The 12,685-nt window shown below is 33.2% G+C and carries 12 protein-coding genes and 1 tRNA gene; 8 read left to right on the plus strand and 5 right to left on the minus strand.

The window, feature by feature from the left end; genetic code table 11:
* Nucleotides 1-11 precede the first annotated feature (11 nt).
* Nucleotides 12-371, plus strand: a complete 360-nt coding sequence (locus tag OPR30_RS05850) for a hypothetical protein (RefSeq protein ID WP_052264877.1) — start codon at nt 12-14, stop codon at nt 369-371.
* A gap of 1 nt (nt 372) precedes the next feature.
* Here OPR30_RS05850 and lpdA read toward each other — a convergent pair whose 3' ends face one another.
* The 4 genes from lpdA to der all read right to left on the minus strand — a co-directional run bounded on the left by lpdA (nt 373) and on the right by der (nt 5,508).
* Entirely contained in the window at nt 373-1,758 is a 1,386-nt protein-coding gene (gene lpdA / locus OPR30_RS05855) for a dihydrolipoyl dehydrogenase (RefSeq protein ID WP_264682508.1), read from the minus strand.
* Between the two features lie 677 nt (nt 1,759-2,435).
* A complete protein-coding gene (locus tag OPR30_RS05860) occupies nt 2,436-2,915 on the minus strand; it encodes a disulfide bond formation protein B (protein WP_006013300.1) in 480 nt (159 codons plus the stop codon).
* A 79-nt stretch (nt 2,916-2,994) separates the two neighbouring features.
* On the minus strand, nt 2,995-4,068 hold the full coding sequence (locus tag OPR30_RS05865) for a hypothetical protein (protein ID WP_265030642.1): 1,074 nt from the start codon (nt 4,066-4,068) through the stop codon (nt 2,995-2,997).
* A 114-nt stretch (nt 4,069-4,182) separates the two neighbouring features.
* On the minus strand, nt 4,183-5,508 hold the full coding sequence (der, locus tag OPR30_RS05870; RefSeq protein ID WP_264376004.1) for a ribosome biogenesis GTPase Der: 1,326 nt from the start codon (nt 5,506-5,508) through the stop codon (nt 4,183-4,185).
* A 135-nt stretch (nt 5,509-5,643) separates the two neighbouring features.
* Between der and OPR30_RS05875 the strand changes: the two genes are divergently transcribed.
* The 4 genes from OPR30_RS05875 (at nt 5,644) to OPR30_RS05890 (ending at nt 10,329) form a co-directional block, all read left to right on the plus strand.
* Nucleotides 5,644-6,468 (plus strand): hypothetical protein, encoded by an 825-nt coding sequence (locus OPR30_RS05875; RefSeq protein WP_265030645.1) that lies wholly within the window; start codon nt 5,644-5,646, stop codon nt 6,466-6,468.
* Nucleotides 6,469-6,592: 124 nt separating this feature from the next.
* On the plus strand, nt 6,593-8,119 hold the full coding sequence (locus tag OPR30_RS05880; protein ID WP_264375211.1) for an acyl-CoA carboxylase subunit beta: 1,527 nt from the start codon (nt 6,593-6,595) through the stop codon (nt 8,117-8,119).
* Nucleotides 8,120-8,860: 741 nt separating this feature from the next.
* Nucleotides 8,861-10,009, plus strand: coding sequence for a M61 family metallopeptidase (locus tag OPR30_RS05885; protein ID WP_265030646.1), 1,149 nt, complete (start codon nt 8,861-8,863; stop codon nt 10,007-10,009).
* A gap of 65 nt (nt 10,010-10,074) precedes the next feature.
* Nucleotides 10,075-10,329 carry a hypothetical protein gene (locus OPR30_RS05890; protein ID WP_265030647.1) on the plus strand — a complete coding sequence of 85 codons (255 nt, stop codon included), beginning with the start codon at nt 10,075-10,077 and terminating at the stop codon, nt 10,327-10,329.
* A 538-nt stretch (nt 10,330-10,867) separates the two neighbouring features.
* Here the strand turns inward: OPR30_RS05890 and OPR30_RS05895 are convergent.
* A tRNA-Thr gene (locus tag OPR30_RS05895) sits at nt 10,868-10,940 on the minus strand.
* A gap of 28 nt (nt 10,941-10,968) precedes the next feature.
* Here OPR30_RS05895 and OPR30_RS05900 point away from each other — a divergent pair.
* Genes OPR30_RS05900 through pdxH form a run of 3 tightly spaced genes read left to right on the plus strand, consistent with a single transcriptional unit; the run spans nt 10,969 to nt 12,623 of the window.
* Nucleotides 10,969-11,181, plus strand: a complete 213-nt coding sequence (locus OPR30_RS05900) for a hypothetical protein (protein WP_149168766.1) — start codon at nt 10,969-10,971, stop codon at nt 11,179-11,181.
* A 17-nt stretch (nt 11,182-11,198) separates the two neighbouring features.
* Nucleotides 11,199-12,014, plus strand: a complete 816-nt coding sequence (mutM, locus tag OPR30_RS05905; RefSeq protein ID WP_265014874.1) for a bifunctional DNA-formamidopyrimidine glycosylase/DNA-(apurinic or apyrimidinic site) lyase — start codon at nt 11,199-11,201, stop codon at nt 12,012-12,014.
* A 15-nt stretch (nt 12,015-12,029) separates the two neighbouring features.
* Nucleotides 12,030-12,623 (plus strand): pyridoxamine 5'-phosphate oxidase, encoded by a 594-nt coding sequence (gene pdxH, locus OPR30_RS05910; protein WP_006014087.1) that lies wholly within the window; start codon nt 12,030-12,032, stop codon nt 12,621-12,623.
* Nucleotides 12,624-12,685 lie beyond the last annotated feature (62 nt).

A 12,685-nucleotide genomic window follows, 5' to 3' on the forward strand; every position in this document is an offset into this window, starting at 1 on the left:
TATCAAGCTTTATGATAGTTGAGTTAAAAATGCCTAAAAGTAGTGACAGTAAAAAAGAATCTAACGTAAAAAATAAGCCTCAAGAGCAAAGCAGAAGCGGAGGTTTACTAAAAAACATAATAAAAGCTCTTTTTAACTCAGTTGTTGATCTACCTCAGCAAGAACAACTCAATAAAAATATTGATAGACAACAAGGTTTAGACAGTAAAAGAAAAAGCCCAGAGGATCTTAATCAGGAAAAAAAGCTTGAAGTGAAAGAAGCAGCTGAAGGGTTAAAAGAAAAGTTAGAAAAATCTGATATTGGTAATCAATCTATTAGAATTGAATCGCCTAATCAGGATACTTGTAGCTCCAAAACGATAGAACGTTAGTTCAACTATTCAGCGATTCACCATCTGCAGCAAGTACTGACTCATGTATCATCTCTGAAATGGTTGGATGAGGAAAAATCGTAGATTTTATGTCGAAGTCTGTTCCTTCTAGTTGCTTTGCAAGAGCAAAATTGCTAATTAACTCTGTTACTTCCGCACCTATCATGTGGCTACCCAGAAGTTCGCCTGTTTTTTTGTCTATAATTGTTTTCACTAAACCTTCAGTTTCACTTAGTGCAATAGATTTACCATTAAAGTTGGAGTGAAATTTTCCTACTTTTATATCGTATCCACTTTTTATTGCCTGTTCCTCAGTAAGGCCAACGCTTGCTACTTGCGGATGAGAGTAAGTGCAATTTGGTATGCACTCTTTTTTTAACTTATGAGCATTTTTACCGGCAATTTTCTCAACACAGATTACAGCTTCATGACTTGCTTTATGCGCTAAACATGGGGGACCAGCTACATCACCTATTGCATACACACTTGATTCACTTGTTTCATACCACTCATTCGTTTCAATGAAACCAGAAGGACTCAACTTAATTTTTGTATTTTCTAAACCTATATTTTCAGTGTTTGCTTGCACGCCAACTGCAACAATCACCCTATCAAATTCTTTGCTCTCACCACTACTTAGTAACACTTGAGCAAAGTCTTTATTTTTAGTCAAAGCTTTTACGCTACTGTTTGTATATATTTTTATCCTTTGTTTTGTGAATATTTCTTGTGCTAAATTTGAAATATCTTTATCTTCCAGCGGCAAAATAGTGTCTTTTACTTCTATAATTGTTACATCAACTCCCAAAGTACTATAAAAACTTGCAAACTCTATTCCTATCGCACCAGAACCTATGATTAGTAGAGATTTTGGTAACTTCTTTGGAGTCATAGCGTGCTGCGCATTCCATATTAAATCTCCATCTACTTCGATTCCAGGAAGATTTCTTGCCCTTACACCTGTTGCTAAAATGATATGCTTAGAAGAAATTTCCTCCTCCTTCTTATCATTAAGAATTTTTACAACATAGTTACCTGCAAGTTTACCAAAGCCTTGATGAACTTTGATGTTATTTTTTTTCATCAAATACTCAACACCACTTGATAGCTTATCAACAACGTTCCTTGAATATTTCACTATTGATTGTATATCAAAACTTGTATCCTTTACTTTTATGCCAAATTCTTCTGATCTTCTTATTAATCTATAAACTTCAGACGCTCTAAGTAGCGATTTTGTTGGTATACATCCCCAATTTAAGCATATACCACCCAAATTTTCCTCCTTTTCAACAATTGCAGTTTTAAGTCCAAGCTGCGCCGCTCTAATTGCTGCTATATAACCACCAGGACCGCTGCCTATAACTGTAATATCATACTCATTCATCAGTTTTCTTCGTATGCAAAAGACTATATATAACAGATGGAACCCGTATGATCAATGCTCAGGTGCATAGAAGCGGCTTGACAAACCTTCCCACTTTTCTTCTTATATCAATAAGAGTATTTATCCTTATTTTTAATCTCCGCGGGTTTAACAACAAAACTCAGATATTTATTGGCAGATTACATAAAAATTATAGCGGCTACATGTTTTTTAAATTTTTTCTACTTCAGCCAAAACACGCTTGTTAGCACATTATCAATTTACATTATTAAAACTCGCTATATAGGGATTCTTTTGCCTTTTTTTACTTAGTAAATTTATTAATATTTATAGCTAAAGCTTCAGGCCAGCACTTGATGCTGAAATCTTTACTACAAATAAGCATATTGAGCACAAAATTATGCTAAAATACAACGTTTTTGGTGAGACTATGGACAAACTGAATTCCAGTATCTGGGCACTGGGATGACAAGAAATAGGCTGCTTTCATAACAATGAAAGGTTATTTGGATGATAGCTGCACTTCCAGTTTCAGCTACTCGGATGACAAGAAAGAGGGCACTGGCATGCTGAACCATAATGTTCGTACAGCTGTGCAAGAATCAGTGGGTATGACTTGCTAAATTTTTAAATTACGGACAGCACCAAGTAACGCACAAGTACAGCGTCTATACCAGTTACTGTTGTACCTTATTTCTTTCTTCACAATACATTTTACCTGATAAGAATAGAGCTACTATAAGATAAATAAGATTCCATGTTGCTAACGAAACACCAAAAATATAATGAGGTCTGTCACAAGACGGAGAGTAGTTAGGGTTTAATAGATTATTTCTTAGCTCTTCTATGCTAACGTTACCACTTGCTTGCTCTGTACAGCCTAAAACATCATGAAATAAGTGGAGTTCAAGACCTACATGATAAAAAGATATTATTGCACCAATGAGATAGCTGCAAAACATCGCATAGATTAGGATTTTGTTGTCTTTGAACATGTACGCAACTGCAAGTAGCCCTGTAACATAGTAAACTACTCGCTCGTATATACATAACTTACACGGTATCATATTGAAAAAATACTCTAGCACATATGCAAAAATTAAAGCGACAGCGCTTGATAAGAGAAAAATTATAGAACTGTTATTTACATCTGACATAGTTAATGAATTACTACAATATCTGTGAAGAGTCAACTCTTGTTTGACAACGTTTCATGTAACGATAGAACACTAAGTACTATGTTACTACTTTTACACCTCTATACATATGCTCGCCGTTGTATATTGGTTCAGTAATCAGCCCTTTCATATCAGTTGCAACTCTAGTATCACTATCTATTTTTGCAATTTCTTCTTTGGTATACAATTCATCCTTGTTTTTCGTCCAGCTATTGTCATATTGAATATCAACTTCTCCTCCATTGGTTTTAAACCCAAATGTTTCTTGCATAAGCAATCTTGCTTCTTCCAAACGTCTATTGTAACGTTTGTTAGAATCTTGATAGCTAGATATAAGAAGAAGAACGTCATTAGAAAGAGTGAAATATACTATCTCTTCCATAATTTTGTAAATCTCATGTTCTGATAACTTAAACAAAGGATAATCTTTTTGAAACTTATTCTTTACTTCATTGTAAATTTCCATAATTTTTACTCTACCAGCATCGCTTAGAGCAATGATAGCATTTTCAATACTTGCTATACCATCATAGTCATAACCTTTTCTGTCATTTTCAGCAACCAAAAAGCCCTGGCTAGCCTGAATCTCACCAAGTTTTTTGTCTTCCTTAGGTAAAATATCAAAATCAAAATAGATCATAGGAGACTTCAGTGCTAACAACATAAATATACGCATACTGTCTATCTCAACACCAAAAGATAATCTTTTACTTTCTGGAATAGAGTATAGATCTTTGAAATATTGAGATACAGTGTATAAAGGACATTTAGATAGTTCTGTTTTCTTATCTGTTTGTAAGTGAAAGCTAAATTCATACTCTCCTAAATCCAGCTCATTAAAATCTATAAGTTCTATATTTTTGTTTGGGTTAAATTTTCTGTTTGATATTTTATTCTCCAACTCTTTACGTTGCGTAGGAGTAAAACCAGATCCATTTATTACTAACTTCACTACACGCGTATCTTCTCTTTTTGCCCATTCGCTCAATCTCTCCAAATATTTTTCTGGAATCAGGTATCCATATTGCCTTGGAAGCCACTGAAATACTAAAGGTGTATCAACCGTGAAAGTATGTGGAGATCCAGGCCTTAAATCTTGTCCTTTATAATTCATAGCAAAAGTACTAAACAAGTTAATACTTTACTATATAATATTAATTTATCAACTACTTATTTAAGTAATATTATTTACTTATTAAGAATATTAATAAGATAAAAAACTATATTATTAATAAAACAAGATTACCTACTTTACATAGGGATTCTTATTCTTTTTCAAAAGCAATCTGACTGGTACGCCTTCAACAAAGAAGTTTTTTCTAAGACCATTAGTCAAATAACGTTTATAACTCTCATCAACACTTTCCGGGACGTTGCATACCAAAGAAAAAGCTGGAGGTTTGGTGCCAATTTGAGCAATATACTTCATTTTAATCTCTCTACCTTTTATAAGTGGGTGAGAATGTTTTTCCACAGCATCTATTAGCCAATTATTCAGTTTTGCAGTGCTGATCTTCTTGTTTAAGGATTCACTCACTTCAAGACACTTATCTATCACATCACCACAGCGCATACCTTTCAATGCAGAAATTGTTACAGTTGGCACTTCCAAAAATAACCGAGTCACTTCCTGTTGTTTGACAAATTTTATTAACTTACTTCTGTCATCCTTACCTATTAAATCCCACTTATTTAAAACAATGATAATTCCCTTCCCCCCTTTAATTGCAGCTTCAGCAATTGATAAATCCTGCTGCTCAACGCCAAGCAAGGAATCTAGCATTAAAATCACTACATGAGAGCGCTTTATTGACTCTATACTTTTTTCAACAAATCTTGATTCTAAGTTATCAACAACATTTGCCTTTCTGCGGATTCCCGCAGTATCGATGAGAGTGATTAATTTCCCATTATGGTCGTATGAAATATCCACAGAGTCACGCGTGGTACCAGGTTTTGAGCTTACTATTAGTCTATTTTCTGCAAGTAAACTGTTTAAAAAAGTTGATTTTCCAACGTTTGGGCGACCGATGATTGCAATCCTCAGTCTAATGGACTCACTTTCAGGCAGCTCAGTTTTTTTGTTAAAATCTTCAATAACACCAGCTAATACATCATAAAGATCAATCATACCAAGATTATGTTCGGCTGAGATATACACCGGACCTATGAAGTTGAAGAACTGCAAATAATCAACATTTTCCGATTTATGACTTTCGCATTTGTTTGCTATTAGTATTACAGGTTTGTTCGTTTTTCTCTTCAGCCACTTTGCAAACTCTTTGTTCTGCTCGTTTTGCACTTTTGCATCAACAAGAAAAAAAATTACATCTGCGCTTAATAAAGAAAACTCTATTTGTTCAATAACTTGTAGTGAAAAACTGGTTTGGTCATTCCATCCTCCTGTATCTATAACTTTAAACTCTAAATCACTAATTCTTCCAATTCCTTCACGCCTATCTCTCGTTACTCCTGGAATGTCACTAACTACCGCTGCTTTTCTTCTTACTAGCCTATTAAATAGAGTTGACTTGCCTGCATTTGGAAGGCCTATTATGACTATTTTCAGCATAGTTTAAGAGCATGTTTTGTACATAATAGATTATAATCAAAATTTTTCATTTTAACTATTGACTTGATAGATTATATACCTATACTAAAATTAGGATATTTTATCTTAAGTTTATTATGTAGAATTGGAGGCGCTATGCATAATGCAAATGAAACTTTAATAATGAATTTCGATCAAGTTGCTCAATTAACTCCTCAAATTTATAAATTAGGGACACCTTATAACAACAGGACACGTATATATAACTATATAACTTTAGCTAAAGCATTGGAGAACCTCAATGATCCATCCCGGTCACATGCAAATAAGGAGCTTTTTTTGAGTGACAATGATGAAGAAACTAAGAAATTTCTGAGTGTAATTCGAAAAGGAATTGCTGAATATACAGGTAATGATTCTGTAGATGTGAGGTTGAGAGGAAAAGAAGATAAATCATTTACTGCATGGGTATCGTTAAAAGAAGGCAGAGGTGAGTTAAAATTTGATAACTCATTTCCTGGTAAAGCCTTAAAGGATAGTAATCCAAAAATTGGAGCTTTTACATTGGTATCTCCAGAAGATAAAAGGTTGGTGCGTGTTTCACAAAGTGATGATGGTGTAAGGCTTTATCAAATACTAAATGAGTCTTGTATAATTAAATTTAACTGGAAAGTGGGTGATAGAGATTGCAGTATTGCTTTAAATATTAGTGGAAATGGTAACGTATTTTGTACTGATTTAAGTGATAATATAAGTCCTGAGGACTTCGAGGAAAACAAAGCTGTAAAAATAAAAATTGGCTATTATGAGAATAAGAAGATGGATAAATATAATGACATGACTCTAGCAAAATTGGTCTCATTGGCTTCAAACTTACAAGGAATTGAAAGAGAAGTTATAACAATTAATCCATCAACAGGTGTAACAAGTGCAAGTGCACAGAATGTTAGTGAGTCTCAGCATTCTCAAAATATTAAATAGAAATTGCTAGCGCATTAATTATCGTACACATACACCGTTGCATGCAGCAACGGTGTATGTGTATAATCAATAGGATTTGTAAGCTCAATAAAGTTTACAACCAATTTGAAAGTTATTTTACTACATGCAAGACTCTGAAATACTAGAAACTCTAAAGATCAAAACATTAGAAGCCGAAAAAGGAGGAGGTCCTGATAGAGTTAAGAAGCAACATGAAAAAGGAAAGCTAACCGCTAGAGAAAGGCTGAGTATATTGCTCGATGAAAATTCATTTCAAGAGTATGATAAGTTTGTGAAGCATCACGCAACTGATTTTGGCATGCAAAATGCTGATTTTTTAGGTGATGGAGTTGTAATTGGCCATGGTACTATTTATGGCAGAAAAGTTTTTGTTTATTCTCAGGATTTTACTGTCTTTGGTGGATCACTTGGTGCATCACATGCAAAAAAAATATGCAAAATTATGGATATGGCAATTAATGCCAGGATTCCAATTATCGGACTAAACGATTCTGGTGGAGCCAGAATCCAAGAAGGAGTAAATTCCCTTGCTGGTTACGGAGAAATTTTTCAAAGGAATGTAAATGCATCAGGCGTTATACCACAAATCTCTCTAATCATGGGCCCATGTGCTGGCGGTGCAGTTTACTCTCCAGCACTAACTGACTTTACTTTCATGGTAAAAAATAGCTCATACATGTTTATAACTGGACCAGATGTAGTGAAAAAGGTTACCTATGAAGATGTAAGCTTAGAAGACCTCGGTGGAGCAAAAATTCATACAAGCAAAACAGGAGTAGCAGATTTTGCATTCAATAACGACGTTGAAATGTTGCTAGAAATGCGTGAATTCTTTACCTTTTTGCCAGCAAACAATCAAGAGTTGCCAAAACCTGTAACAATCTGTGACTTAATTGATGATGTTGATGAATCTTTGAACACTCTAGTTCCTAGTAATCCTAATACTCCTTATGATATGTATGAACTCATTGAAAAGGTGTGTGATGAAAGGAAATTTTTTGAACTAAAACCCGATTTTGCCCGTAACATCATAATTGGCTTTGGCAGAATTGGAGGAAATACTATTGGTGTTGTTGCAAATCAACCTATGCACCTTGCAGGATGCTTGGATATTGACTCTTCAAGAAAAGCTGCGAGGTTTGTAAGATTTTGTGACGCATTTAACATTCCCATCATCACACTTATTGATGTTCCAGGTTTCCTGCCAGGTACAAATCAAGAATACAATAATATAATACAACACGGAGCGAAACTGCTTTACGCTTATGCTGAAGCGACCGTGCCGAAAATTAGCCTTATCACTAGAAAAGCGTATGGTGGTGCATATATTGTTATGAACTCAAAGCATTTAAAAGGTGATATAAATTATGCTTGGCCAACCGCTGAAATAGCTGTAATGGGCCCTGAAAGTGCAGTTGAAATTATATTTAGGCATGAAAAAGACCAGCAAACGTTAATCAAAGAATATAAAGAGAAATTTGCTAATCCATTTTTTGCTGCATCACATGGATACATTGATGACATTATAGTGCCAAGTAAAACAAGGCATCACTTTCACAAAGCATTAGAGCTACTTAAAAACAAGAAAGTAGAAAGAATATGGAAGAAGCATGATAATCTTCCTTTGTAACTTTCCTCTCAGTCTTTATTGTAAGGTCTACAGTGCCGTTACACCAAGTTGGATTACCAATAACGCTAACTTTTGGGTTCTTTTTTCTACAATATATTCTTACCTTAGCTAAAAATTACTTCCGCACATTTTAAATCTGATTATAACTACAATTAGAGATACTTTTAGAGCTCAAAAATTTATCTTTGTCTGCAGACTTTTTTTATTAAACTCATAAAAAAATGTAGCGTATCCTCTTCAGCGTATGTGGGTGCATACACACATACTTAATTTCTGTCGTATGTGCATTGCATTTTTTTCTAATCTTTTTTTCAAAGGAGGATTTTATGTCCAGAATTCCAGATATTTGACGTTTACTTTAGCTAATAAAAACCAACTGGTACCTGCGGTTTTTATAGCCTCAAAATTTCAATCAAGCTTCAACTATCATTCAAAGAAACTTATAGTTATTCTTAGTGTTATTACTGTAGTAACAGCGCTATGATGATAAGAATATGGAATCCTTTATAACTTTCTTCTCAGTCTTTATTATAAGGTGTTCAATAATATGGGAAGAGTAAAGTTTTAAAGAGATAATTAAAATTATCCTTATCACCTACTTAGCAATAAATTATATTTGCTTAATCGTAATTACTTACACTTCTTCAATGTCCTGTTTTATTTATGGCAAACATTAAGCTTAAAAATGTACACAGTCTATTAAATTATATTATTTGTTTTTTCCTTATATACATTCAGTATATGCATTCTGCTATTGCTTTAGATAACTCTTCATCACATTTAAAAAACTTACCTGATTTTTTACCTTTTAGAAAACCTTTTGATAATATAGAAAAAATTATTAGAACTGACAATTTTAGAAGTTTTGATCTTGATAAAAGAAATAAGCTTTATACCAATGCTCATAATAGTATCAGTCTTGTAAATATTATTAATAAAATTATCTTAGCTCAAGATAACTTATTCATACTAGAAAGTAAGCCGTATAATATAGTACTTGTTGATAATCCCAATCTTAGTAGAACTACAGGTGCTGCAGGAAAGGACTATGTAATTATTGAGGGAAGCTTAAAAAAAAATATCAAAGATTATACTAGAGTGATATCACATGAATTAATTCACAGATATATAGGACATATAATAGAGCAAGACAACGATAAGAAAAATGAAATAAAATATAAGTGGTTTTTTGAAGGATTTACGGAATTTTATGGAGTGAAAACCTTACTTGACACGAAACTTATTGATAAAGATGAGTACTTAAAAATAATTAATATTACTTTAAAAGAGTATTTTAATTCTTTAATACCTAATATTGATTTCGAAAAAATAAATCAAAAGCATTTACTTGATCAAAACATAAGCATGTTGAGCTATAACAAAGGTTTTATTCTTGCAATGATAATTGATGAGAAATTAAATGAGATTAGTAATGGAGAATATAACTTATTAAATGTTATAAATAGAATAATAAATGAAGCGACTTCAAAGCAAGTTAATTTTAATGTTGACTTATTTGCAAGTCATTTAAAACATTACTTATCAGAGTCCTTTATAAAAGATATCATAGCCTCTATAGGAGATTCTAGCATACTTCTCAGTTTATTACCCAGTAGATTACTGAATAAAAATTTAACTTTCCAAGATACTGATAAGTATAGTGATATATGCTTTAACTTAACCAGAAGTCTAGAGCTACAAAAGATACGTGGGGTTAAATTAGGTAGTGATTGCAATAATATGGGACTCAAGAATGGTCAAGAACTAAAGTGTTATAGTATTGACTTTAATAGTGGTAATATTAAGTTAAAAGTCCTTGAAAACAAGATACCGAAAGTTATACATTTGAAAGCAAATAAAATGACGAGTAGCATTCCAATATATAAATAGCTCAGATAAATGCTTGACAAAAGCTATAGTAAACCTAAACTTTGCTATTTTAAAGCAAAGTAATTATGGTAAATGACAAAGAAAAACAAGTGGATTTATTATTAGAGCGTCTTAGCGTTAATATTGGTCAAGTTAGTAGTAGTATTATACTTAAAAGAATAGAGAAACTTTCAGGTAATTTTCATGGTAGAAATAATCACAGTAGCCATTGTCAGTTTGATAGAGATGGTGGAGGGCATGGTAATATATGCTGGGCAGATAAGATAAAAGAAGACCTGACTGAGAACTATCATAAAAAGGATAGAGAAATTTCTATATAACTTTTCATTAGAGCTATTTTACGGTAATTATTCAAGAGTTGAAGGATTTGGCAAAAGAAGTCCTTTTGTATTACCGTTAATATGTGTTTCCAATAATGGTAATCTCGGCCCACTAGATGATTTGAGAACATGTGTCCCTCATAAGTTTGTTGAATATAACATAAGCAATACTAGTTGGGCTAAGTTCTTATCAGATAAATTTTTTAATAACTTTTTGAGTGATATGGAAAACAGGCCTGACGATTGTAAGCAGTGTTGTTATGAAAATATTTGTGGTGGGGGAAGTTATGGTAACAGGTTTAACCCTGCCAACGTAAGTTTTAATAATCCTTCAGTATATTGTGAGGGATTTTTGGCAAAGGATTATACAATTTCTTTTAATGCATGGATTTTCTAAAGAAAAATTACGGCAGGTATTATTGAATAGTAATACTGAAAAAGCAGCTTAATGGTAGTGTATAAAAGGTATTTACTAGACGTTTTTCTATAATCTAATTAGCATCTAGAGGATTGACTTTATGAATATCGTCCTCTAAACTGCCGTTACCAAGATTCGAACTTGGGACCTCGTCATTACCAATGACGTACTCTACCACCTGAGCTACAACGGCAAGTTCACGTATTATGATAATGAATAACATGAAAAAAAATAAGGAAAAAGAAGAAGAGAGAAAAAGATTGGCAAAAGCTTTAAAGCAAAATATTCTAAAAAGAAAAAAACAGCAACAGAGTAGACAAAGCAGACCCCTTCCAAAATTTGTTTGTGGTGAGGAATTTTTAGGAGAAAGCGCCGCAGAATACCCAAACGTATTTGAGGAAGCTTTAACAACAAAATTACCATCAGAAACTTAAGTTTTGAAGGAGGTATCATGCCAGAACTCCCAGAAGTGGAAGTCATCTCTAACTTCTTATTTGATAAAATCAAAAATAAGAAAATAAGCAATGTTACAGTCAATAATTGGAATTTGCGTGTACCAATAACAAAAAATATTGATGATTTGCTAAAGGGCAAAGTTATAAATGATATCAAGCGTAGAGGTAAATATATAATCTCGAATATAGATGCTAGTATGGCTGTAATCATACATCTTGGCATGAGCGGAAAGCTTATATATGCTGAAGACAATCAAGCACAGAACAAACATGATCATGTGATATTCTTATTTTCTGACAACACTTCACTAATCTTTAATGACCCAAGAAGGTTTGGATTAGTGATTGTTTTAAACAGAGAGCAAGAACTAAATTTTTTTAATAACCTAGGAATAGAACCCCTCACAGATGAATTTGACGGAAATTATTTACAGAAGTTGCTAAAGAACAGAAAAGCGAATATCAAATCAGTATTAATGAATAATAAGCTAATAGTTGGCGTAGGTAACATATATGCTTCTGAGAGCTTATTTAGAGCTCGAATATCCCCACTTAGGCTAGCACAAGATTTAACATATATAGAGTGCGAAAAACTTGCTATCGAAATAAAAAATACTCTGAGTGATGCAATTGCTGCTGGTGGTTCAACACTGAAAGATTATGCACAACCATCTGGATCTGCTGGATACTTTCAAAATAACTTTTACGTATATGGTAAAGTGCAAAAACCTTGCAGAATCTGCAACAATATCATAACACTTATACGACAAAATGGTCGTAGCACTTATTTTTGCAATGCATGTCAGAATTAAATTTTATTTTTGCATATGACACTCTTACCTGAAAAAGATCCTTTTGATTTGTTCTCAAAGTGGTATCAAGAAGTACTTAATTTTCCGTGTAAAGAGTCAACTGCAATGACGCTAGCAACGTGTAGCAAAGACTGCATTCCATCTGCAAGAGTGGTATTACTAAAGGAATATAGTAAAGAAGGTTTTGTGTTCTTTACTAACGTAAACAGTAGAAAAGGAAAAGAATTGACTGAGAACCCCAAAGCTGCACTCGTATTTCATTGGACAGAATTTTCTAGACAAGTACGAATTGAAGGAGAAGTTAGGCTTCTAAGCGGCAAAAAGGCTGACGAATATTTCTCTTCTCGAGCACGTGATAGTCAAATTAGCGCGTGGTGCTCAAAACAATCAAGAGTTCTGAAAAATTGGCAAGATTTTGAGCAGGCTATAGAATTGAAAGAGAAAGAATTTCACAATACACAAGTTTCTCGTCCTGACTTTTGGGTGGGATTTTGCGTAATCCCAAAGGTAATTGAATTTTGGCAAGAAGGTGAATATAGGAGACACACTAGATTTAGATATACTCTTGTTGAGAAAAGCAATTGGAAAGTGGAACAATTATATCCCTAACGTTAGAGAAAGCTACTCTGCAGATCAAAGATAAGGATTTATTGTCATAACAAGGAAAGTAA

Source organism: Wolbachia endosymbiont (group B) of Athalia cordata (assembly GCF_947251845.1).
Lineage (GTDB): Bacteria > Pseudomonadota > Alphaproteobacteria > Rickettsiales > Anaplasmataceae > Wolbachia.